The sequence below is a fragment of the Aestuariivirga litoralis genome (genome assembly GCF_003234965.1).
Lineage (GTDB): Bacteria > Pseudomonadota > Alphaproteobacteria > Rhizobiales > Aestuariivirgaceae > Aestuariivirga > Aestuariivirga litoralis.
Map to the genome: position 1 here is coordinate 193,532 of NZ_QKVK01000007.1, position 22,894 is coordinate 216,425.

Annotated in this window: 25 protein-coding genes; 18 read left to right on the forward strand and 7 right to left on the reverse strand. The window is 65.6% G+C overall.

Going from position 1 to position 22,894, the window contains the following annotated elements; genetic code table 11:
- Positions 1–81: 81 nt before the first annotated feature.
- The 17 genes from DK847_RS15525 to DK847_RS15605 all read left to right on the forward strand — a co-directional run bounded on the left by DK847_RS15525 (position 82) and on the right by DK847_RS15605 (position 14,893).
- On the forward strand, positions 82–1,086 hold the full coding sequence (locus DK847_RS15525; RefSeq protein WP_111199434.1) for a polyprenyl synthetase family protein: 1,005 nt from the start codon (positions 82–84) through the stop codon (positions 1,084–1,086).
- A gap of 1 nt (position 1,087) precedes the next feature.
- A complete protein-coding gene (locus DK847_RS15530; protein WP_111199435.1) occupies positions 1,088–2,173 on the forward strand; it encodes a methyltransferase in 1,086 nt (361 codons plus the stop codon).
- A 502-nt stretch (positions 2,174–2,675) separates the two neighbouring features.
- A complete protein-coding gene (bchC, locus tag DK847_RS15535) occupies positions 2,676–3,602 on the forward strand; it encodes a chlorophyll synthesis pathway protein BchC (RefSeq protein ID WP_111199436.1) in 927 nt (308 codons plus the stop codon).
- A complete protein-coding gene (locus tag DK847_RS15540) occupies positions 3,599–4,549 on the forward strand; it encodes a chlorophyllide a reductase iron protein subunit X (protein ID WP_111199437.1) in 951 nt (316 codons plus the stop codon). The genes bchC and DK847_RS15540 overlap by 4 nt, the downstream gene beginning before the upstream one ends.
- Before the next feature lie 6 nt (positions 4,550–4,555).
- Positions 4,556–6,082, forward strand: coding sequence for a chlorophyllide a reductase subunit Y (gene bchY, locus DK847_RS15545; protein ID WP_111199438.1), 1,527 nt, complete (start codon positions 4,556–4,558; stop codon positions 6,080–6,082).
- A 130-nt stretch (positions 6,083–6,212) separates the two neighbouring features.
- Entirely contained in the window at positions 6,213–7,655 is a 1,443-nt protein-coding gene (gene bchZ / locus DK847_RS15550; RefSeq protein WP_111199439.1) for a chlorophyllide a reductase subunit Z, read from the forward strand.
- Between the two features lie 45 nt (positions 7,656–7,700).
- On the forward strand, positions 7,701–7,916 hold the full coding sequence (locus DK847_RS15555; RefSeq protein WP_111199440.1) for a hypothetical protein: 216 nt from the start codon (positions 7,701–7,703) through the stop codon (positions 7,914–7,916).
- A 108-nt stretch (positions 7,917–8,024) separates the two neighbouring features.
- A complete protein-coding gene (gene pufB, locus DK847_RS15560) occupies positions 8,025–8,240 on the forward strand; it encodes a light-harvesting antenna LH1, beta subunit (RefSeq protein ID WP_111199441.1) in 216 nt (71 codons plus the stop codon).
- Between the two features lie 12 nt (positions 8,241–8,252).
- Complete coding sequence (pufA, locus tag DK847_RS15565; RefSeq protein ID WP_111199442.1) at positions 8,253–8,438, forward strand: light-harvesting antenna LH1, alpha subunit; 186 nt, start codon at positions 8,253–8,255, stop codon at positions 8,436–8,438.
- Positions 8,439–8,548: 110 nt separating this feature from the next.
- Complete coding sequence (gene pufL, locus DK847_RS15570) at positions 8,549–9,373, forward strand: photosynthetic reaction center subunit L (protein WP_111199518.1); 825 nt, start codon at positions 8,549–8,551, stop codon at positions 9,371–9,373.
- Positions 9,374–9,395: 22 nt separating this feature from the next.
- Positions 9,396–10,364, forward strand: coding sequence for a photosynthetic reaction center subunit M (pufM, locus tag DK847_RS15575; RefSeq protein ID WP_111199519.1), 969 nt, complete (start codon positions 9,396–9,398; stop codon positions 10,362–10,364).
- A gap of 13 nt (positions 10,365–10,377) precedes the next feature.
- On the forward strand, positions 10,378–11,439 hold the full coding sequence (pufC, locus tag DK847_RS15580) for a photosynthetic reaction center cytochrome PufC (protein ID WP_193548204.1): 1,062 nt from the start codon (positions 10,378–10,380) through the stop codon (positions 11,437–11,439).
- A gap of 96 nt (positions 11,440–11,535) precedes the next feature.
- Positions 11,536–11,688 carry a light-harvesting antenna LH1, beta subunit gene (pufB, locus tag DK847_RS15585; RefSeq protein WP_111199521.1) on the forward strand — a complete coding sequence of 51 codons (153 nt, stop codon included), beginning with the start codon at positions 11,536–11,538 and terminating at the stop codon, positions 11,686–11,688.
- 12 nt (positions 11,689–11,700) lie between these two features.
- On the forward strand, positions 11,701–11,982 hold the full coding sequence (locus DK847_RS21145) for a light-harvesting protein (RefSeq protein ID WP_111199443.1): 282 nt from the start codon (positions 11,701–11,703) through the stop codon (positions 11,980–11,982).
- A gap of 114 nt (positions 11,983–12,096) precedes the next feature.
- Positions 12,097–13,500: a PucC family protein gene (locus DK847_RS15595; RefSeq protein WP_111199444.1), complete on the forward strand. Its 1,404-nt coding sequence runs from the start codon at positions 12,097–12,099 to the stop codon at positions 13,498–13,500.
- Positions 13,501–13,558: 58 nt separating this feature from the next.
- Positions 13,559–14,137 carry a hypothetical protein gene (locus tag DK847_RS15600; protein WP_146256151.1) on the forward strand — a complete coding sequence of 193 codons (579 nt, stop codon included), beginning with the start codon at positions 13,559–13,561 and terminating at the stop codon, positions 14,135–14,137.
- A 468-nt stretch (positions 14,138–14,605) separates the two neighbouring features.
- Positions 14,606–14,893, forward strand: a complete 288-nt coding sequence (locus DK847_RS15605; protein WP_111199446.1) for a GIY-YIG nuclease family protein — start codon at positions 14,606–14,608, stop codon at positions 14,891–14,893.
- Positions 14,894–15,491: 598 nt separating this feature from the next.
- On the opposite strand, the gene fni is transcribed toward DK847_RS15605, so the two are convergent.
- From fni to chlG, 7 genes are read right to left on the reverse strand one after another with little or no spacing between them, the layout of a single operon-like run.
- Complete coding sequence (gene fni, locus DK847_RS15615) at positions 15,492–16,511, reverse strand: type 2 isopentenyl-diphosphate Delta-isomerase (RefSeq protein ID WP_111199448.1); 1,020 nt, start codon at positions 16,509–16,511, stop codon at positions 15,492–15,494.
- A 36-nt stretch (positions 16,512–16,547) separates the two neighbouring features.
- Positions 16,548–16,928, reverse strand: a complete 381-nt coding sequence (locus tag DK847_RS15620; protein WP_111199449.1) for a c-type cytochrome — start codon at positions 16,926–16,928, stop codon at positions 16,548–16,550.
- A gap of 29 nt (positions 16,929–16,957) precedes the next feature.
- The gene (locus DK847_RS15625) at positions 16,958–17,257 is read right to left on the reverse strand and encodes a hypothetical protein (protein WP_111199450.1); all 300 of its coding nucleotides are present in this window, start codon (positions 17,255–17,257) and stop codon (positions 16,958–16,960) included.
- Positions 17,258–17,264: 7 nt separating this feature from the next.
- Positions 17,265–17,753 (reverse strand): TspO/MBR family protein, encoded by a 489-nt coding sequence (locus DK847_RS15630; RefSeq protein ID WP_111199451.1) that lies wholly within the window; start codon positions 17,751–17,753, stop codon positions 17,265–17,267.
- Positions 17,750–18,937: a geranylgeranyl diphosphate reductase gene (locus tag DK847_RS15635; protein ID WP_111199452.1), complete on the reverse strand. Its 1,188-nt coding sequence runs from the start codon at positions 18,935–18,937 to the stop codon at positions 17,750–17,752. The genes DK847_RS15630 and DK847_RS15635 overlap by 4 nt, the downstream gene beginning before the upstream one ends.
- A gap of 4 nt (positions 18,938–18,941) precedes the next feature.
- A complete protein-coding gene (locus tag DK847_RS15640) occupies positions 18,942–20,255 on the reverse strand; it encodes a BCD family MFS transporter (RefSeq protein WP_111199453.1) in 1,314 nt (437 codons plus the stop codon).
- Positions 20,252–21,154 (reverse strand): chlorophyll synthase ChlG, encoded by a 903-nt coding sequence (gene chlG, locus DK847_RS15645; protein ID WP_111199454.1) that lies wholly within the window; start codon positions 21,152–21,154, stop codon positions 20,252–20,254. The genes DK847_RS15640 and chlG overlap by 4 nt, the downstream gene beginning before the upstream one ends.
- A gap of 408 nt (positions 21,155–21,562) precedes the next feature.
- Here chlG and DK847_RS15650 point away from each other — a divergent pair, with 408 nt between their 5' ends.
- Positions 21,563–22,825, forward strand: coding sequence for a class I SAM-dependent methyltransferase (locus tag DK847_RS15650; RefSeq protein WP_111199455.1), 1,263 nt, complete (start codon positions 21,563–21,565; stop codon positions 22,823–22,825).
- The last annotated feature ends 69 nt before the right edge of the window (positions 22,826–22,894 follow it).

A 22,894-nucleotide genomic window follows, 5' to 3' on the forward strand; every position in this document is an offset into this window, starting at 1 on the left:
GTTGCGGAGCTGCGATTACTATGTCAATGTTCCTTTACAGTCGCAAGTGACGTTTCTTTCTGACGGCCTCGGGAGACACCCATGGATATCGGACTCCGCCTCGAACAGGAACTCGAACAGGCCGTGGGCCATGCCGCCGGCGGCGATTGCCCGCCTCTTCTGAGCCAGGCTCTCCGCCACGCCGTCTTCCCCGGAGGCGCCCGGATCCGTCCCCGCCTGGTGCTCGCGGTGAGCAACGCCTGTGCAACCGGAAACGCGACGGCGACAACGCAAAACGCATCCAGAATCGCGACCGCGACAACCACGCGGGATGCACGCCTGAACGCATCTGATGCACAACCAAATGCAACACAAAATGCAACGGCGACAACGCAAAATGCAACGTTTGCAACGCAAAATGCATCCGCTGCAATCGCGTTTGCGTCCGCCGTGGAGATCCTCCATTGCGCCTCGCTGGTGCATGACGACCTGCCGTGTTTTGACAACTCTGAGTTGCGACGCGGGAAGCCTTCGGTGCATGCGGCGTTTGGGGAGCGGATTGCGGTTCTGACCGGTGATGCGCTGATCGTGCTGGGGTTCGAATGGCTGGCGCTCCGGACGGAGCGGGTGGCGCAGCTTTCGGGGATTCTCGCCCGCTGCGTGGGCGGGCCGACGGGGATTTGCGCGGGCCAGGCCTGGGAATGTGAGCAAGCTATTGATATCGTGAGGTATCAGCGCGCCAAGACGGGGGCGCTGTTTGCGGCCTGCACGATGGGCGGCGCGGCCTCGCAGGGCTATGAGCCCTTTGCCTGGCAGAAACTGGGCTTTGCGATCGGCGAGGCCTTCCAGGTGGCGGATGACCTGCGCGACGTGGCCGGTTCGGCCGAGGCGCTGGGCAAGCCCGTGCACCAGGACGAGGCCAACCACGCGCCGAATTTCGTTGCAGAACTTGGGTTTGACGGCGCCATGGCGCATTTCGAGGAGCTGCTCGCGGCGGCCCGCGCGGCGATCCCCGACTGCCCGGGGCGCGAGGCGCTGGCCAAGCAGATCGAGGGTGTCTCCCGCAGCCTCGTCACCGGCCTCTCGGCGCGCACCGTCGCCGCGTGACATGAGCCTGCTGGGACGTGCCGCGGACCAGTGGCGGAGCTTTCGCAACGGGTTGCTGTCATCCCCCCGCTTCCAGAAATTTGCCGTGGATTTTCCGCCGTTTAGGCCGGTGAGCCGGGCGCGCTCGCGGCAGCTTTTCGACCTCCTCGCCGGCTTCACCTATACCCAGGTGCTCTATTGTACCGTGAAGCTCGGCCTCATCGAGATGCTGCAGGGCCAGCCGCTCTCCTCACAAGCCATCGCGGCGCGCATCGGCTGGCCCACCGACCGCACGGAGCGCCTGCTCAAGGCGGCGATATCGCTCGACATTCTGGAACGCACCAGCACCGGCGAGGTGACGCTGGGCATCCATGGCGCGGCGCTGGCCGGCAACCCCTGGATCGCCCGCTTCATCACCCACCACAGCCTGCTCTATGCCGACCTGACGGACCCGCTGGGCGTCCTGTCCGGCACGAAAAAGCAGAACCAGCTCAAGGATTTCTGGAGCTATTCCGACCAGCGCAACGCGGCCGACTACACCGCCCTCATGGCCGCCTCGCAACAGGCGGTGGCGGCCGAGATCCTCGCCGCCTACGACTTCAGCCGCCACCAGCACGTGATCGACATCGGCGGCTCCAACGGTACCTTTCTCAAGGCCGCGGCGGAGCGCTACCCGCGGCTGAAGCTTAGCCTCTTCGATCTTCCCAAAGTGACCGAGCTTGCCCGCGCAAACCTCGGGAATCGTTTCGAGATCCATGGCGGCAGCTTCCTCGACGGCGAGCTGCCCAAAGGCCCCGACTGCGCCACGCTCATCCGCATCGCCCATGACCATGACGACGCGGCAGTCGCCACGCTGCTCGCCGCCGTCGCCCGCATGCTGCCGCCCGGCGGCACGCTGATCCTGGCCGAGCCCCTCTCCGGCCTCAGGGCCACGGCCCCCGTGGCGGATGCCTATTTCGGCCTCTACTTCGCCGCCATGGGCCAGGGCAGGACCCGCACCCCGGACGAGATCGGCCGCATGGCGAAGGAGGCCGGATTCGCCCGCTGCGAGCTGGTGGCAACTCGCAATCCGGTTGTATCCGGGCTGCTGCGGATGACCATGCCCTAGCCTGCCGGACGGTGTTGCCGGTGGATGCTTTTGCGATGCCTTTCGGTTGCATTTTGCATGCTGTTTGGTTGTTTTTCGGATGCATTTCGGTTGTCGCGGGAGACAACCGGATGTCACCGGTTTTGGTTGCTGCCGGACGCGCCGGACGGGTTGAGCATGGCCGACCTGGGGCGGTTAAGAGGCGGTCTGGGGGCGGTCGCGGGGTGCCCGGGTCATGATGATTGCCTGAGGCGCCACGACCCGCGGCCCCCCACCCACCCCTGCCCCTCACCACGAGGGGGAGGGGATGAGGTTCGGGCGTGCCGGGCCTCCCTTTGCAAGGGTCAGCGAAGACAGCGGGAGAGGTCCGGTAACAGGCGGTTTCCCGGCACCGGAAGTGTCAATTCACCACGGCGGACAGACTGTATCTGTCTATTGACACAATAGAGTGTAAGAGTAAGCTGACAGTCAGGGAGTCTATGGGCTGGCTGCGGGGCTGGCCGGGCTTCCGGGGAGACCGAAGATGGAAACGGTCGCAGTCGTCCTCGAACGCCCAAGCAAACTGGCGCTCAGGACGGTGGCATTGCAGGAGCCGAAGGCGGACGACCTCGTCGTCGATGCCGTGTGGAGCGGAATCTCCTCGGGCACCGAGCGTCTCCTCTGGGCCGGCCGCATGCCGAGCTTCCCCGGCATGGGCTATCCGCTGGTGCCCGGCTACGAAACCGTGGCGCGCGTTTCCCAGGCCGCTGACGGATTTGCCGAGGGCGATCTCGTCTTCGTGCCCGGCGCCAATTGCTACAAGGACGTGAGAGGCCTGTTCGGCGGCGCCGCAAAGCGCATCGTGCTGCCGGCCGCGCGCGCCGTGAAGCTTGACGGTATCGCCGACGAGGAAGGCATTCTCATCGCACTGGCCGCCACCGCTCATCACGCGGTGGCACACGCCCTGCCCCAGCTCATCATCGGCCACGGCCTGCTCGGCCGCCTCATCGCGCGCATCACGCTGGCGCTGGGTGGTGAAGCGCCGACCGTCCTCGAAACGCAAGCCGCGCGCCGCGATGGCGCCGTGGGCTACACCGTCACCTCGCCCGACCAGGACACGCGCCGCGACTATGCGACGATCTGCGATGCCTCGGGTGCCGCGGGCCTGCTCGACCAGATCATCCCCAAGCTCAGGAAGCAGGGCGAGATCACGCTCGCGGGCTTCTACGAGGAGCCGCTCTCCTTCACCTTCCCGCCCGCCTTCATGCGCGAGGCCCGCATCCGCATCGCCGCCGAATTCACGATGGCCGACATGCAGGCCGTGAAGTCGCTCGTTTCCGATGGCCGGCTGAGCCTCAAGGGACTCATCAGCCACCACGCCTCGGCTGCCAGGGCGGCCGAGGCCTATGAACAGGCCTTCACCGACCCTTCCTGCATCAAGATGGCCCTCGACTGGAGCGCGCTCGCATGAACAGCATCGACCTGAACATGGACGTCGAAGCCACTCCGAAGAAGGAGACGCAGATCATCGCGATCTACGGCAAGGGCGGCATCGGCAAGAGCTTCACGCTCGCCAACCTCTCCTACATGATGGCCCAGCAGGGAAAGCGCGTGCTGCTGATCGGCTGCGACCCCAAGAGCGACACGACCTCGCTCCTCTTCGGCGGCAAGGCCTGCCCCACCATCATCGAGACCTCGGCCAAGAAGAAGCTGGCGGGCGAAGAGGTGAAGATCGGCGACGTGTGCTTCAAGCGCGACGGCGTCTTCGCCATGGAACTGGGCGGGCCTGAAGTGGGCCGTGGCTGCGGTGGGCGCGGCATCATCCACGGCTTCGAGCTGCTCGAGAAGCTGGGCTTCCATGAATGGGGCTTCGACTATGTGCTGCTCGACTTCCTGGGCGACGTGGTCTGCGGCGGCTTCGGCCTGCCGATCGCGCGTGACATGTGCCAGAAGGTGATCATCGTCGGCTCGAACGACCTCCAGTCGCTCTATGTCGCCAACAATGTCTGCTCGGCGGTCGAATATTTCCGCAAGCTCGGCGGCAATGTGGGTGTGGCCGGCATTGTCATCAACAAGGATGACGGCACGGGCGAGGCCGCGGCCTTCGCCGAGAAGGTGGGCATCCCCGTGCTCTCCGCCATTCCGGCCAACGAGGACATCCGCCGCAAGAGCGCCAATTACGAGATCATCGGCCGCCCCGGCGGCGAGTGGGCCTCGGTCTTCGAGAACCTCGCCACCAATGTTGCCGAAGCCCCGCCGCAGCGCCCGACGCCGCTGGACCAGGACGGCCTGCTGGGCCTGTTTTCCGGCGACACGGTGGGCCGCAACGTGGTGCTGGAGCCTGCCTCCTTCGAGGACATGTGCGGCGGCACCGTCATCACCAGGCCCTCGCTCGAAGTCATCTACGACGCGGTGTAACGGATCATGGCCACCCTCATCGACAGGACGAACCGACCGGAGGCTGCCAAGGCAGACGTCTCCGGCATGTCCTGCCATGCCGGCAAGGACGAGTTGGCCAAGGCCGCCGCAGCCGCCGGCAAGTCGGAGGTGCTGGAGCAATATGCGCGCGACTATGCGCTGGGCCCGCATGACCAGCCGCAGAGCATGTGCCCGGCCTTCGGCTCGCTGCGCGTAGGTCTTCGCATGCGGCGCACGGCGACGATCCTTTCTGGCTCCGCCTGCTGCGTCTATGGCCTGACCTTCACCTCGCACTTCTATGGCGCGCGGCGCAGCGTGGGCTATGTGCCGTTCAATTCCGAGACGCTGGTGACGGGCAAGCTGTTCGAGGACATCCGCGAGGCGGTGTTCAACCTCGCCAAGCCCGAAGACTACGACACCATCGTCATCACCAATCTCTGCGTTCCCACCGCCTCGGGCGTGCCGCTGCAGCTCCTCCCGAAGGAGATCAACGGCGTGCGCATCATCGGCATCGACGTGCCGGGCTTCGGCGTGCCGACGCACGCGGAAGCGAAGGACGTGCTGTCCGGCGCGATGCTGAAATATGCCGCGGAGGAAATCCGCCAGGGGCCCGTTGCAGCACCCCGCACGGCGCGAGGTGCGCTTCCGTCCGTCACGCTGCTCGGCGAAATGTTCCCGGTCGATCCGGTGAGCATCGGCCGCATGCTGGAGCCGATGGGCCTTTCGGCTGGCCCGGTGGTTCCGGTGCGCGAATGGCGCGAGCTGTTCTCGGCCTTCGACTGTGCCGCCGTCGCCGCAATCCATCCTTTCTACACGGCCTCGGTCCGCGAGTTCGAGCAGGCCGGACGCACGGTTGTGGGCTCCGCCCCCGTCGGCCACGACGGCACCGCCGCCTGGCTGCAGGCGATCGGCGATGCCTGCAATGTCTCGCCCGCCAGGATCGCGGCGGCGCAGAACGCCATCCTGCCCGCCATCAAGGCAGCGCTGGCGGCGAAGCCCATCAAGGGCCGCATCACGGTGTCGGGCTACGAAGGCTCGGAACTGCTGGTGGCGCGGCTCCTCATCGAGAGTGGTGCGGAAGTGCCTTACGTCGGCACCGCCTGCCCGCGCACCCGCTGGTCGGATGCCGACCGCGAGTGGCTGGAGGCGCGCGGTGTTGCCATCCAGTACCGCGCCTCGCTGGAGCAGGACATCGCGGCGATGATGGACGCGAGGCCCGACCTCGCCATCGGCACCACGCCGGTGGTGCAGAAGGCGAAGTCGCTGTCGATCCCGGCCCTCTATTTCACCAACCTGATCTCGGCGCGGCCCCTGATGGGGCCTGCCGGTGCGGGCTCGCTCGCCCAGGTGATCAACGCCGCACTCGGCAACAAGAGCCGCTTCGACGAGATGCGGGACTTCTTCGAGGGTGTGGGCGAAGGCCATGCCGCGGGCGTGTGGGAGGAGACTCCGGTCGACCGCCCGGAGTTCCGCAAGAAATATGCCGGCATGCTGGCGGCCAAGGCCAAGGCGGAAGAGGCGGTGGGGACATGATGATGCGCCGCGCCCTCCCCCACGTCCGTCATCCCGGCGAAAGCCGGAACCCCGCTTTGCCGGCCCCAAGGAAGCTGGGCCCCGGCTTCCGCCGGGGTGACGGCCTTATTAAGGTGATGGAGGCGCCCTCATGTTCGTGATCGATCATGACCGCGCCGGCGGCTATTGGGGCTCCGTCTATGCCTTCACGGCCATCAAGGGCCTGCAGGTGATCATCGACGGGCCGGTGGGCTGCGAGAACCTGCCGGTCACCTCCGTGCTGCATTACACCGACGCGCTGCCGCCGCATGAGCTGCCGATCGTCGTCACCGGCCTGTCGGAAGAGGAACTCGGCCAGCACGGCACCGAAGGCGCCATGCGGCGCGCCCACAGGACGCTCGATCCCTCGATGCCCAGCGTGGTCGTCACCGGCTCCATCGCAGAGATGATCGGCGGCGGCGTCACCCCGCAGGGCACAGGCATCCAGCGCTTCCTGCCGCGCACCATCGACGAGGACCAGTGGCAGTCGGCCGACCGCGCGCTCTACTGGCTGTGGACGGAATTCGGCTCGAAGAAACGCCAAGTTCCGACGCAGAAGCCGCGCAAGGAGGGTGAGAAACCCCGCGTCAACATCATCGGCACCATTTACGGCACCTTCAACTCGGCCTCGGACCTGGCCGAGATCCGCCGCCTCGTCGAGGGGATCGGCGCCGAAGTGAACATGTGCTTCCCGCTCGGCAGCCACCTGGCCGACGTGCCGAAGCTGGTGAATGCCGAAGCCAATATCTGCATGTACCGCGAATTCGGCCGCAAGCTGTGCGAGGCGCTGGACCGGCCCTACCTGCAGGCGCCCATCGGGCTGCATTCGACGACGAAGTTCCTGAGGAAGCTCGGCGAGATCCTCGGCCTCGACCCCGAACCCTTCATCGAGCGCGAGAAGCACACCACCATCAAGCCGCTGTGGGACCTGTGGCGCTCGGTGACGCAGGACTTCTTCGGCACGGCGAGCTTCGGCGTGGTGGCATCGGAAACCTATGCCCGCGGGCTCGAGCATTTCCTGGGCGAGGAGATGGGGCTTCCCTGCAACTTCGCCGTCTCGCGCAAGTCGGGCGAGAAGACGGACAACGAGGCGATCCGCCGGCTGGTGAAGGAAAAGACGCCGCTGATCCTGTTCGGCAGCTACAACGAGCGCATGTATGCGGCGGAAGCAGGCGGCCGCGCCATGTATATCCCCGCCTCCTTCCCCGGCGCCATCATCCGCCGCCACACCGGGACACCCTTCATGGGCTATGCGGGTGCCACCTACCTGATCCAGGAAGTGTGCAACGCGCTGTTCGATGCGCTGTTCAACATCCTGCCGCTGGCCCCCGACATGGACAAGGTCGAGGCCACCCCGGCGCGGCGCGAGCAGGAGATCGCCTGGGACGCCGAGGCCAAGTCCTTCCTCGACGAATGGCTGGAGCGCCAGCCGGTGCTCGTCAGGATTTCCGCTGCCAAGCGGCTGCGCGACGGCGCGGAAGCACAGGCGCGCAAACATGGTTCCGCGTGCGTCGGCGAGGCCGACGTGCGCAATGCAACACGGGAGCTCGCATGATGGCCGGCCCCCGCCTCATTCCATCTGACATCAGGAGATAGCAGCATGTCGATGATCAATGCCCAGCGCCACGATGAAGGCAAGCTCGAGTTCAGCCTCCTGATGTGGCTGGCCTTCGCGGTGTTCCTGGTGGCGATTGCCGCCACCCGCCTCATGCCGCGCTCCATGCGCCCGCGCGTCGGCGGCCATGACGACGGCAAGTCGATCTTCGCCGCGGCCAAGGCCGCCACCTACAACTCCATTCCCTTCGCCTTCATGTGAAGGGTTTGCCATTCGCCTTGCCCCTCGGGGCAAGGCGGGTAACCGGGCCGCGCGGTCATTCAGCGGTGACGGTCCCCTTCGCGGGGGACTTCATGACGGAGGTCAGAAATGGCCGATAACAACGGGTCCACCTCGGGCCTGACCGAAGCCGAAGCCAAGGAATTCCATGGGATGTTCCTCACGAGCTTCATTGCCTTCACGTTGGTGGCGATCGTCGCCCACTTCCTGGCCTGGCAATGGCGCCCGTGGATCCCCGGACCCAATGGCTACGAAACCACCGACCTGAGCCCGGTGCTGCACCAGCTCACGTCGATGTTCACGTAAGGAGGATTGGATATGTGGCGCATCTGGCTGTTGTTCGATCCCCGCAGGACGCTCGTCGCGATGGCGACCTTCCTGTTCGTTCTCGCTCTCGTCATCCACTTCATCCTGCTGTCCACCGACCGGTTCAACTGGCTCGAGGGCGGCGTGGCGAAGAAGGCCGCGAGCCTGGACGTGACGATCAGCGAGATGGTCGGCTGAGGCCGTCCATCACCGCAACTCTTGTGGACGGAACGTGCCTTCATCGTCGCGTTCCGTCCACACACCACAGCTGAACGAAAGGCCGGCAACCGCCGGCAGGAGTGTCCATCATGGCCATGCTGAGCTTCGAGAAGAAATATCGCGTCCGCGGCGGAACGCTGATCGGCGGCGACCTGTTCGATTTCTGGGTCGGGCCCTTCTATGTCGGCTTCTTCGGCGTGCTCACGGCCTTCTTCGCCTCGATCGGAACCGCGCTCATCGTCTATGGCGCGGCGATCGGCGGAACCTGGAACCTCTGGCAGATCAACATCGCCCCGCCGGATCTTTCCTATGGCCTGGCGCTTGCCCCGCTGAAGCAGGGCGGCCTGTGGCAGATCATCACCATCTGCGCCACCGGCGCCTTCGTCTCCTGGGCGCTGCGCGAGGTCGAGATCTGCCGCAAGCTCGGCATCGGGCTTCACGTGCCGGTTGCCTTCTCCTTCGCCATCTTCGCCTATGTGACGCTGGAGGTCATCCGCCCCTTCCTGCTCGGCGCCTGGGGCCATGGCTTCCCCTATGGCATCATCAGCCACCTCGATTGGGTGTCGAACGTCGGCTACCAGTACCTCCACTTCCACTACAATCCGGCGCACATGATCGCCATCACCCTGTTCTTCACCTGCACGCTGGCGCTGGCGATGCATGGCGGCCTGGTGCTCTCGGCCACCAACCCGGCGAAGGGCGAGGCGGTGAAGACCGCGGAACACGAGAACAGCTTCTTCCGCGATCACATCGGCTACTCGATCGGAACCCTCGGCATCCATCGCCTAGGGCTTTTCCTGGCGCTCGGAGCGGTGTTCTTCAGCGCCGTGTGCATCGTGATCTCGGGCCCCTTCTGGACCCGCGGCTGGCCCGAATGGTGGAACTGGTGGCTCGACCTGCCGATCTGGTCTTGAGCGCTGAGGAGAGAGAATCATGATGATCGAATACCAGAACATCTTCACCCGCGTTCAGGTCCATGGCCCGGATGACCTCGGCGTTCCCCTGAAGCCCGGCAACTGGCCGCGCGAGAAGGGCATCACCACCAACTGGCTGCTCGGCATCATCGGCGATGCGCAGCTCGGCCCCATCTATCTCGGCGGCATCGGCATCATGTCGCTGCTCTGCGGCTTCATCGCCATCGAGATCATCGGCCTCAACATGCTGGCCTCGGTGAACTGGAACCCCATCCAGTTCGTGCGCCAGCTGTTCTGGCTCGGGCTTGAGCCGCCGCCGGCGAAATACGGCCTCGGCCTCGCACCCTTGCGCGAGGGCGGCTGGTGGCAGATGGCGGGCTTCTTCCTCACCGCGTCCATCCTGCTGTGGTGGCTCAGGACCTACCGGCGCGCCCGCGCGCTGGGCATGGGCACCCACATCGCCTGGGCCTTCGCCGCGGCGATCTGGCTCTACCTGGTGCTGGGCTTCATCCGCCCGCTGCTGCTCGGCAACTTCTCGGAAGCCGTGCCCTTCGGCATCTTCCCGCACCTCGACTGGACGGCGGCCTTCTCGATCCGCTACGGCAACCTCTTCTACAACCCCTTCCACATGCTCTCGATCGCCTTCCTCTATGGCTCGGCACTTCTTTTCGCGATGCATGGCGCGACCATCCTGGCGGTGTCGCGGCTGGGCGGCGAGCGCGAGATCGAGCAGATCATCGACCGCGGCACGGCCTCGGAGCGCGCGGCCCTGTTCTGGCGCTGGACCATGGGCTTCAACGCCACCATGGAGTCGATCCACCGCTGGGCCTGGTGGATGGCGGTGCTCTGCCCGCTGGTCGGCGGCATCGGCATCCTGCTCACGGGAACGGTCGTGGACAACTGGTACCTGTGGGCGGTGAAGCACCATGTGGCACCCATGTATCCCTTCGACTTGACGGCCCCCATCACCGACCCGGCGACGGCGCAATAGGAGTGCGGGACCCATGAAGAATATCTCGGCAACCACCCTCACCGCCTCGCTGCTCGTCACCGTCATCGGCATCCTGCTGGTCATTCCCATGATGCTGCAGTGGGAACGCCCGCCGATGGACTCGACCCAGCTCGGCTTCCGCGGCCTCGGCATGGAGCAGATCACCAATCCGCGCCTTGCCGAGAAGGTCAAGGCCGCCAACCCGCTGCCCACGCCCGACGATGCCGTTCCCAATGACGGCGTGCTCGTCAAGGACGACAAGGAGAACTACAAGAACGTCCAGGTGCTGGGCGACCTCGACACCGCGCAGTTCGTGCGGCTGATGAACGCCATCTCCACCTGGGTGGCGCCGCAGGAAGGCGACAATGCCGGCTGCGCCTATTGCCACAACCTCGAGAACATGGCTTCCGACGAGCTCTACACCAAGGTCGTCGCCCGCCGCATGATCCAGATGACGCGGGCCATCAACACCCAGCACAAGAGCCACGTCGCGCAGACCGGCGTCACCTGCTACACCTGCCACCGCGGCCAGCCGGTGCCGGCCAATATCTGGGCCACCAACCCGGGCCCCAAGCAGGCGGGCGGCTTTGCCGCCAGCCGCGACGGCCAGAACCTGGCACACCAGTCGGTGCCGGCCTATGCCTCGCTGCCCTATGACCCCTTCACCACGCTGCTGAACACGCCGGCAGAGAGCATCCGCGTGGTGGCAACGACGGCGCTGCCCGGCGGCACAGGTGCTGGCGTGAAGGCAACGGAAAAGACCTATGCGCTGATGATGCACATGTCGACCGGCCTCGGCGTCAACTGCACCTTCTGCCACAACTCGCGCCAGTTCGCGAACTGGGAGCAGAGCCGGCCGCAGCGCGTCACCGCCTGGCACGGCATCCAGATGGTGCGCGACGTCAACGCCACCTACATCGGCTCGCTCACCGACGTCTTCCCCGCCAACCGCAAGGGCCCCGAGGGCGACGTCTACAAGGCCAACTGCGCCACCTGCCACAACGGCGTGAACAAGCCGCTCTACGGCTTCTCGATGGCGAAGGACTATCCCGAACTCTCGGTCCCCAATCCATGAGGACCGCGAGCAACCCGAATCTTGTCGTTGTTGAAATGACGGGAAACCTGCGTGCAGGTCCAGCACGAAACCAACCTCAGTCTGGAGGATAGCAGTATGGACGATCCCAACAGGGTGTGGCCCACCGGCCTCACCATCAAGGAATCAGAGGAGCTGCATAAGCACGTCATCGATGGCGCGCGGGTGTTCTTTGTGATCGCCCTCTTCGCTCATCTCTTGGCGTACATCTACTCGCCGTGGCTGCACTAGGAGGGACATGACATGAACCAAGGTAGAATCTGGTGCGTCGTGAACCCGACGGTCGGCCTGCCGCTGTTCATCGGCGGCGTGGCGGTGACGTCTCTCGTGGTGCATGCGTCAGTGATGTCGCACACCACCTGGATGTCGAACTACTGGCAGGGCGCTGCGGCCAAGACCGCCGCGGTCGACACCACCATCGCTCCGGTGGCGTCGAATGTCACGAAGACCGGCGATGGCTATGTCATCACCGTGAAGGTGACGCCCGATGCCGCACTCGACGGCTCGAAGCTGGCCGCCAAGTAGCATGGCTCGGCCGTTCCGCAACGGACGGCAACGACAGCGCGGGAGGTGCGCGGGGCGCAAAGGCACCGCTCTCCTCCCGCACGACACTCTTCTTCCCCTCAGCGTCAAGACGCCATGAACCGCTTCAGCCAACGCATGATGAGAGCCTGGGCCGGGCTCGGCGCCAAGTATCTGCCCTTCGCGGATGCGGCGTCGGATGACGTGCCCCTCGAGCGGCTGCTGCGGCTTTCCCTGTTCCAGGTCTCGGCCGGCATGACGCTGGTGCTGCTGGTCGGCACGCTGAACCGCGTGATGATCGTGGAACTCGGCGTGCCCGCCTCGCTGGTCGCCGTCATGCTCGCCATGCCGCTGGTGGCTGCGCCCTTCCGCGCCCTGATCGGCTTCAAGTCCGACACCCACCGCTCCGCGCTCGGCTGGAAGCGCGTGCCCTATTTCTACAAGGGCACCATGGTGCAGTTCGGCGGCCTCGCCATCATGCCCTTTGCCCTGCTCGTGCTGGCACGGCAGGGCCACGCAGCCGACATTCCGCCCATCGTCGGCCAGATCGCGGCGGCACTGGCCTTCCTGCTGGTGGGTGCCGGCCTCAATACCACCCAGACGGTCGGGCTGGCGCTCGCCACCGACCTCACGCCGCCGGAAAAGCAGCCCAATGTCGTCGGCCTCATGTATGTGGCGCTGCTTGCCGGCTCGATCGTCAGTGCGCTGATCTTCGGGGCCCTGCTCTATCACTTCACGCCCGGCCGCCTCGTTCAGGTGATCCAGGGTGCCGGTGTGGCCACCATCCTGCTCAACGGCATTGCCGTGTGGAAGCAGGAGGCGCGCGGCACCGCGCGCCCCCGCCACAACGCGACGCCGGACCCGACCTTCCAGCAGTCATGGGCCTCCTTCATGGCGGGCGACAAGGCGCTGGCCCGTCTCGTCGCCGTCGGCGTCGGCACCCTCGCCTTCTCCATGCAGGACGTGATGCTGGAGCCCTATGGCGGCCAGGTGCTGGGCCTCGCCGTGTCACGCACCACGCTGCTGACCGCCGCCATGGCCGCGGGCGGCCTCATCGGCTTCAGCCTCGCATCCTATGTGCTGAGCCGCGGCTTCGATGCCTTCCGCATGGCCTCGTTCGGGGCCATGGTCGGCGTTCCGGCCTTCCTGATGATCATTCTGGCCGCACCGCTGATGTCGCCCCTGCTCTTCGGGCTGGGCACCTTCCTCATCGGCTTCGGCGCCGGGCTGTTCGGCCATGGCACGCTCACCGCAACCATGAACAGCGCGCCGCCGGCGCAGCGCGGCCTGGCGCTGGGGGCCTGGGGCGCGGTTCAGGCCACGGCTGCCGGCCTCGGCGTGGCGCTGGGCGGCGTCATCCGCGACACGCTCTCGGCGCTGGACAGCGGAAGCCTGCTGACACCCTACCTCGCGGTCTATATCCTCGAGGTGATCCTGCTGATTGCCGCCATCGTTACCATGACTGCCCTCATCAAGAGCCCGCGCGGGGCTGCCTCCTCCCACCCGGCCCAGTTGCGATGAGCCGCCCGCCAACCCGAACCGAGACGCGAACCGACACGCGAACCAAGAAGGAGCCGACATGAGCCACGAAATCACCCGCATGTATGCCAATGCCGCCACCGCCGCCAAGGCCGCGGAGGAGCTGCGCGAGGAAGGCTTCGCCGATATCTTCGTGGTCAACCCGCCGGGCTCCGCCGATGTGCCGGTCTCCGCCATCGCCGCGCAGATCGCGCTGGGCCACGTCCACCTGCCGGAGGCGAGGATCTATGCCAAGGGTGTTGCCGCCGGACATGCGCTGGTGACGGTGCATGCGCCCTTCGGCTCCGGCCGGCTGGCGGAAACCATTCTCGCCTCCCACGGCCCCGTCGAGTCCGGCCTGCCCCAGGCGGAGCCGGACCGGATCTGGGATGATGCAGCGCCCCTCTCCAGCGCCATGATGATGCCGCTGCTGATCAATGATCCCGATCCGATGTCGAAGGTCCTCGGCATCCCGGCGGTCACCTCGGGTGAGTGCAGCTTCTCCGAGAAGCTCGGCATGCCGCTGCTGACCAATGGCGAACTGGGCGACAGGGGCCGCCTGGGCCTCCCCTTCCTGTCGAACAACCCCACCCCCCTCTCCTCCGCCCTCGGCCTGCCGGTGCTGAGCAAGCGGCAATAAGGCTGCGCGATCTGGCCAGTCAATGACCGCCGGGCCCTGGGCCCGGCGACCCTTTTTGGCACGAGCCAAAGGGTGCCCGGGACGAGCCCGGGCATGATGAACGGGGGTGGTGTCGCCGGGCATGCACTCCAATAGCTCATCATCGCCGGGCTTGTCCCGGCGACCCTTTTTGGCACCAGCCAAAGGGTGCCCGGGACGAGCCCGGGCATGATGAAAGGGGTAGTGTCGCCGGGCTTGTCTTCCAATAGCTCATCATCGCCGGGCTCATCCTCAAGGTAATGCTCATCATCGCCGGGCTTGTCCCCGCGACCCTTTTCAGCACCAGCCAAAGGTGTCCGGGACGAGCCCGGGCATGATGAAAGGGGGGAAGCGTTGCCGCGTTTGTTCCGGCGAACCTTTTCCCTGCTGCGTAGCCAATGCAAAGTCTTTCATGTTGACGGTTCTGCCGTTGCGACCCCCAAATGCCTCATGGCCAGCGGGTTCTGCTACATCCTCGCACATCGGCGGAATGGCGTGCTCTACGTCGGCGTGACGCGGAATCTGCCGCGGCGGATATACGAGCATCGCATGGGCTTGCTGGGCGGGTTCACCAGCCGGTACGGGGTGACACGGCTCGTGCTCTACGAGGAATACCCTCGCTTCATGGATGCCGTTCAGCGGGAGAAGAACATCAAGCATTGGCCACGGGCGTGGAAGATAAACCTCATCGAAGCCGGCAATCCGGAATGGATCGATCTCTACGATCAGCTGATGTGATGAAGTCTCACGAAGTCATCATCAAGGGGCTCAACTCTCTCAAACTCATCATCGCCGGGCTTGTCCCGGCGACCCTTTTGGCACCAGCCAAAGGGTGCCCGGGACGAGCCCGGGCATGATGAACGGGGGTGGTGTCGCCGCGCTTGCCCTCCAATGCTCATCATCGCCGGGCTTGTCCCGGCGACCCTTTTTGGCACCAGCCAAAGGGTGCCCGGGACGAGCCCGGGCATGATGAACAGGGGTGGTGTCGCGGGGCTCATCCTCAAGGTAATGCTCATCATCGCCGGGCTTGTCCCGGCGACCCTTTTCAGCACCGGCCAAAGGGTGCCCGGGACGAGCCCGGGCATGATGAATGGGGGGTTGGTGTCGCCGGGCTCATCCTCAAGGTAATTCTCATCATCGCCGGGCTTGTCCCGGCGACCCTTTTCAGCACCGGCCAAAGGGTGCCCGGGACGAGCCCGGGCATGATGAATGGGGGGTTGTGTCGCAGGGCTTGCCCTCCAATAGCTCATCATCGCCGGGCTTGTCCCGGCGACCCTTTTTGGCACCAGCCAAAGGGTGCCCGGGACGAGCCCGGGCATGATGAAACATCAGGGCATCAGGGCAGCAGGTCCGCCCCGCGCAGCGTGGCGAGGTCTTTCGAACCCGTGGCGAGGCAGGTGATCCTCAGGGCGTCGGCGAAAGCCTGCACGTGGGCGACCACGGCTTCCGTGCCCTGCATCGCGGCGGGCAGCAGGGAGGCGGCCTGGGCCGCGAGGTTTGCCCCCAGCCGGATGGCCTTGGCGGCATCGAGGCCATGGCGGATGCCGCCCGAGGCGATGAGCGGCACGTCCGGCAGGGCCGCGCGCACCTCGGCGAGGCACTGGGGGGTGGGAATGCCCCAGTCGCGGAAGATCTCGCCCAGGTTCCCGCCATCCGGCGCCCCGAGCCTGGCGCCCTCGACGGCGGCCCAGCTGGTGCCGCCGGCGCCGGCGACGTCGATCGCCGCCACGCCGCAGGACACGAGGCGGCGCGCCACCTCGCCGCTGATGCCGCTGCCAACTTCCTTGGCGATCACCGGAACGGGCAGCTTGCCGGTGAGCTGTTCGATCGCCCTCTGGACGCCAGACCAGTTGCGGTCACCCCCCGGCTGCACCGCCTCCTGCACCGGGTTCAGGTGCAGGATCAGCGCATCGGCCTGAAGCTGGTCGACGGCGCGCCGCGCCTCGTCGATCCCCATGCCGTTGACCAGCTGGATGGCGCCAAGATTGCCGTAGATCGGGATCGAGGGGGCGATGCGGCGCAGTTCCGGCCCGAGGCCGGAGTTGTCACGCGTGGTGAGCGAGATCCGCTGCGAGCCCACGCCCATGGCGAAACCCATTTGCTCCGCCGCTTCGGCAATGGCGCGGTTGATGCGGTCGGAGACATCCGGCCCGCCGGTCATGGAGGAGGCGAGGAAGGGCAGCCGAAGCGGCCGCCCGAGGAAGGAGGTGGAAAGGTTTATCTTGTCATAATCCACTTCCGGCAAGGCATCGTGGCGGAAGCGGACATGGTCGAAGCCGGCGGGCACGCTGTGGCGTGCCCCGCCGGCCAGGACGATGTCGATGTGGTCGCGCTTGCGGCGCTCGATCTCGCTCATCGGGCTAGCCCGCCGAGCCGATCAGGCTTGACGCGATCAGGGATTGGCCTTGAGGAAGGCGATGACGTTGGCCACGTCCTCGGGCTTCTTCAGGCCGCCGAAGGCCATCTTGGTGCCGGGCACGAAGGCCTTGGGGTTGGGCAGGTATTCGGTAAGGGTCGCCTCGTCCCAGACCACACCTTCCTCGCCCTTCTTGATCATGCCGGCGGAATACTTGTAGTCCGGCACCGAGGCGGCCTTGCGGCCGACCACGCCCTTCAGCGTCGGGCCGACCTTGTTCACGCCCTTTTCGTTCTCGTGGCAGGCCTTGCACTGGTTGAACACCTTCTGGCCGGCGGCGGCATCGCCATCGGCGTGGGCCGGCACGGTGAACAGCACGGCGGAAGCGAGCGCGGCGAAGACGGCTTTCTTGATCATCACTTGTTCCTTCACGGTTTGACGAATTCTCAGTCGGTGGAAGGCACGCCCTCGGCATGTCTTGTGGCGGCCAGTCTTAGAACCACATCGGCCAGATGCGCAAGAAGCCCCCCCAGCAGATAGATTGCGACAAAGAGCCATCCCGCCTGCTGCAGCGCGGCGCGCAGCGCCAGCACCAGCGCCGCGCCCGCAAGCCCGTTGGCCACGAAGGACAGGAGCAGGAAAGTCCTCTGTCTCCGCCAAAAGTAGTAGGAGGCGGCGGCGATCTCGATGGCGAGCACGACGAGGATCACCCCCGCGATCTGCCCTGAACTGACGAACTGCTCCATCCCCGGGTCACCGGAAGGGAGCGTTCATCTGCACAATGCGCAGGTTGAGGAATGAGGCGGTGGAGACCCAGGCGAGATAGGGCAGCAGCAGGATCCCCGCCCAGCCGGAAACCGAGCCCAGCGCCACGATCAGCCCGAGGATCGAGAACCACAGCAGCACCACTTCCGCCAGCGCCCAGTCGGGCCGGCGCAGCTTGAAGAAGATGCCGCTCCACGCGATGTTGAGGACGGCGTTGATGGTGAGTGCCCAGAAGATCAGCGGGCGCGCCTCGGTGCCTTCCGCCGCCACCCAGGCCAGCGCTGCGGCGATCACCGTCAGCACGAAGATCGTCGTCCACACCGGGCCGAAGGCCCAGTCCGGGGGCTTCCAGGAGGGCTTCTTCAGGGCGTCGTACCACGCGCCGGTCTCGGTCAGCACCGCGCCGGCAACGGCGACGACGATGGCCACCGCCGAGGCGATGCCGAGCGGCCAGAGGAATTCGGGCGTCCATGTCATGTCGGGCGGACGATACCAAGAAGATGCGCCATGTCCTTGAGGAAAATCCGCAGGTGAGCCATCGGCCCTTTGCGGACCAGCTTCTTCTCGGTGTAGGACTCCCAGGTCAGGCGCTGCACGTCCTTGTCCTCGCACATCTTGACGAAGCTCTCGCGCCGCTTGTCGCTCGAATACCAGAAATACTGCATGATGCCGAGAATGAAGAACACGCGCCCATGTTCCTTCATGAAGCGCTTGCGCGCCGTTGCCAGCTGGCGCGCGTCGCCGGTGCGCAGGAAGGCAATGGCGGCATCGGCCGCCAGCCGGCCGCCCAGCATGGCATAATAGATGCCCTCGCCCGAGGCCGGCGCCACGACGCCCGCGGCATCGCCCGCCAGCACCACGTCACGGCCATTGTCCCAGCGCTTGAGCGGCTTCAGCGGGATGGGGGCGCCCTCGCGGCGCAGCGTCTGGCCGTCGAAGCCCATCTGCTGCCGGAGGTCCGCCACGGCACCTTTGAGCGAGAAGCCCTTGTGGGCGCTGCCGGTGCCGACGCTCATCGTCCGGCCGTGCGGGAACACCCAGGCATAGAAATCCGGCGACAGGCTGCCGCGGTAATAGACGTCGCAGCGGTCTGCCTCATATTGCTCGGAACGGCCCGCGGGGGCCTCGATGATCTCGTGGTAGGCGAAGACGTAAGGCACCTTGTGGGCACCGCGCACCGTGTCCTTGCCGACCTTCGAGAGCGCCCCGTCGGCGCCGATCACGCAGCGCGCGCGCAGCGTGCCGGGGGTGCCGTCCCTGTCCTTGTAGTGCACGGTGGCGGTGCCATAGCCATCGCGCGAGAAGCCCTCGTAGGTGCCGGTGCGGCGCTCGGCCCCGGCCTCGGCGGCACGGTTGCGCAGCCATTCGTCGAAGGGGCCGCGGTCGACCATGCCGACGTAGGAATTGGTCACCGGCATGTCGACCTTGCGGTCCGACGGCGAAATGATGCGGGCGGAGAAGATGCGCGCCACCAGCATGTCGGCCGGGATCTCGAAATCGCGGATGCAGCGCGGCGGAATGGCGCCGCCGCAGGGCTTGATGCGCCCGGCGCGGTCGAGCAGCACCACGGCGAGGCCGGCGCGGGCCGCGTCATGCGCCGCGGTGGCGCCGCTCGGGCCGCCGCCCACCACCACGAGATCGAAGATCGTTTCTGCCAGCATGGTGCTAACTCCCGCTTGCCTGGTGGCGCGCCGCCAGCACCAGCGGGTTCGCCGCCGCGCCGAAGCCGTCCCGGTTGCCGATGGCGGCAGCGAGCAGCGCCGCCGCGATGAAGAAGCAGGCCTCGACCGCGAAGACCGTGGCATAGGCCATGACCGGCGAGCCGAAGGCCAGCCGCGAGACATCCGCCAGCACCGTTCCGGCAAAGCCGCCGATGCCGAAGGCAATGGCCTGCGCGGCGCCGAACAGCCCCATGCGCACGCCCTCGCGCGAGGTGCCGTTGCTGGCCATGTTGAACATCGAGCCGATGGCGGCCACCGCGAAGACGCCGTTGCAGAAGCCGAGCGCGAAGACCGATGGCTTCAGCGGCCAGCCCGGCCCCACCCTGGCCGCCATGACGAGGAGCGCCAGCGCCAGCGCCGAGCCGATGCAGCCCGCCACCGTCCAGCTCCTGAGGCTCATGAGCCGCGGCAGCAGCGTCGAGGCCGCCCCCACCAGCACCATGCCGAGCAGCACCCCGGAATTCTGCACGCCCGACAGCGCCGTGGACTGGCCCGGCGTCAGCCCGAAGACGAGGCCTGCGAAGGGCTCGAGGATCAGGTCCTGCGCCGAATAGGCCAGCATCGAGACGAAGATGAAGATGGCGAAGCGGCGCGCCGTGCGGTCGGCCCAGACCTCGGACAGGGCGGCGCGGAACGGCACCTTCGCCTCGTCCCTGCGCGGCGCGGGGCGCGCCGTCTCCAGCCCCCGCACGGCGAGCAGCGTCAGCGCGAAGGCGCCGGCACAGATGCAGGCCGCCACCGCAAGGAGCCTCCTGGTCGAGAACGGGTCGAGGAAGTGCCCGGCCAGCGCGGCGGTGACGATGAAGCCGGCGATCATCATGATCCACACGATGGTGGCCGCCGCGGGGCGCCGCGCCTCCGCCACCTGGCTGGCCAGCAGCACGAGCAGCGAGGTGCCCGCGGCCCCGACCCCTGCCCCGATCAGCGTGAAGGCGGCAACCGCCACCGCCATGCCCGCCAGCATGTTCAGCGCCATGACATGCACCGACAGCGCCGCGCCGAAGCCGCCGAGCGCCAGCGCCGCCATGCCGGCGATGATCCACGGCGTGCGCCGCCCGCCCTTGTCGGAGCCATGGCCCCAGGAGGGCCTCAGCACCTGCAGCGCGTAATGCCAGGTCACCAGGAGCCCCGGCACCATGGCCGGCAGCGCCAGTTCCACGATCATCACGCGGTTGATGGTCGAGGTGGTCAGCACCACGATGGCGCCCAGCGCCGCCTGCACCAGCCCGAAGCGCGCGATGCCCAGCCACGAGGTCATGCAAGCCCCCTGAGCGCGAAGGCGCTCACCATCATGCCGGAAACATAGAGCGGCACGCCGAAGCCCGAATACCACAGCGCCCGCTGCACCGGCTCGGCCAGGAAGCGCCGCATCATCACCAGCTGCACGAGCAGCAGCACCGACACCGCCGCGGCATGGAGCGGCCTGCCCCAGACGACGAGAAGCCCGATCACCGCCACCTGCGGCAGCGCCATCACCGCGCAGGCCACGCGCGCCGCACCCGCGACGCCGAGCTGCACCGGCAGCGAGCGCACGCCCATCCGCGTATCCCCGGCGATGGCCTTGAAGTCGTTGAGCGTCATGATGCCATGCGCGCCGGCCGAATAGAGCAGCGCCAGCACGAGGATCGCCCAGCCCGGCACCGCGGAGAGCAGCACGGCGGCCCCCGTGAACCACGGCAGCCCCTCGTAGCACAGGCCCACGGCGGCATTGCCCCACCAGCCATTGCCCTTGAGGCGGAACGGCGGCGCCGAATAGGCCCAGGCCATGGCCATGCCGAAACCGGCCGCCCAGAACACCACCGGCCCCAGCGCCAGCGCCACGGCGAGCGACAGCACGGTCCAGATGACGGCGATGAAGAGCCCCCAGCGCCCGGGAATCCGCCCCGAGGGAATCGGCCGCCCCGGCTCGTTGATGGCATCGACATGCCGGTCGAACCAGTCATTCACCGCCTGGCTGGTGCCGCACACCAGGGGCCCCGACAGCGCCATGCCCGCCAGCACCAAGCCCCAGTGATCACTCAGGGAAACCCCGGACGACACTGCCCCGCAGGCAAACGCCCACATGGGCGGAAACCACGTCACCGGCTTCAGCAACTGCACCACCGCCGCAGGCTGCGGCAGCGACGGTGCAGGCCGGGTGGAGGCGAGATTTGCCATGACCCGAAACGCTATAACTGACAGAACTGGTTGTCAATCTATGTTGACAGCCTGTTTCGTCTGTAACACTTTGAAGAATGTGGGCGGCGACATGGAAAGCGCTGAATGACTAGCATTCCGCGGACCGTCCGCAGCCCTCTCCCATCTCGCCTAATGCGTGGACTACTGGATCCGTATCACCTCCGGATCGTAAATTGCAGTCTACACATCCGCACTTTGCCGCGGTTTTCGAACGCCCCTCAACGCCGCTACCATGACCACCACCCTGCCGCGTCTCCGTCGACAGGAATGTCGCACACATTACTTTAGCGTGTTTTTTCCGCCATTATTGTAAAATCACGCTTAACGTGTGCACTTAGAGATGTTAAATTGAAGTGATATGGTACATTTTTGGTTGCGTCAAAACGCATGGAAATCGAATTTGATCTCAAGGACAAGATGTCGGCGGTAGAGTCTTGTCGCGTTTGTCGCTCAACAAACAGTTCACTGTATTTAATAGTCAGGCGCGCCGAAGGCGACCTCAATCTATTCTCGTGTCACGCTTGCGGATCGCTTTACTTTGATGGCCAATCACCCGCATCCGCATATGCCGATATAGCACCCAACAGCGCCTTTTGGCTGGATTACGTTCAGGCCGGGGCTGGCATCAGCAGCATGCTGGAACCTTTGCTGGCCGTAGCACCACATCTCCGTGGATCCCTGATCGACGTGGGATCAGGCTTCGGTTTCGTTGTCGACTTCTGGAGACGGTTAGGAAACACCGCGATCGGCCTCGAACCTTCGAGTTACGGCGAATTGGGTCGTCAGTTGCTGGGAGTAGACAATAGATCCATCGACCTCGAGACCTTCCGCACCGAAAACCCCAAAGAGACATTTGATGTGGTCTTCAGCAGCGAGGTTATCGAGCATACCGCTTCCCCCAAAAACTTTCTGGATGGCCTCGTCTCCCTGGTGGGTGAAAGCGGTACTCTGATCCTCACCACGCCCTCACCATCGGTGGTCTCTTCAACGGCGAACCCGTCGGAGTTGCTGAGCGCTCTCTCTCCCGGCTTTCACTACTGCATCATTTCGCCAACAGCTCTCAAGTCGATGCTTGAGGAACATGGTCTTGAAGTGACGGTTGCGACCCACGGTGTTCAAACATACGTGTGGGCGACTCGAACAAGGGGCCTCACCTTCTCTACCGATCGATTTGATTGGCCCATGTATCTTGCTTATCTCGAGCAGATATCGGACACCCCCGACAGGCATCTTTCCTCCGGCGTCCTCTGCCGACTTTTCAAGGATTCGCTGAATACCCGAGACTTCGAGAGGGCGACTTCGTCATACGCCAAGCTGTCGAAACTGGCCCGCTCTGCATACGGCATTTCACTTGAGAGCCCCGAAATCTCAAGCCTGTTAGAAAACAAGCAACCAATGACGCTGCTGGACCAGTACCCTTCATGGCTCGGCAACGCCCTGCTCTTCGGAGCTCTGCATGTAGGCTTCACCAGAGGCGATTATCGAACGAAAGTCCGAATGCTCGACGCTGCAATAAGGGTGCTGGAGAGACGTGTAGAAGTCGAAAGGCAGTTTGGCCAGGAAGCTGCTCACTTCCTTCCGTTTGCGAGAGAACAGTACATCATCTCACTTCGTGAAAGCTTGGAATCAGACGCCTCTCGACACCAGTAAGGAGCATCTAGCCTGTGGAAGACACATTCGTGCAGGTCAGTCTCTTCTGCGATCTGAACGAATTAGAAA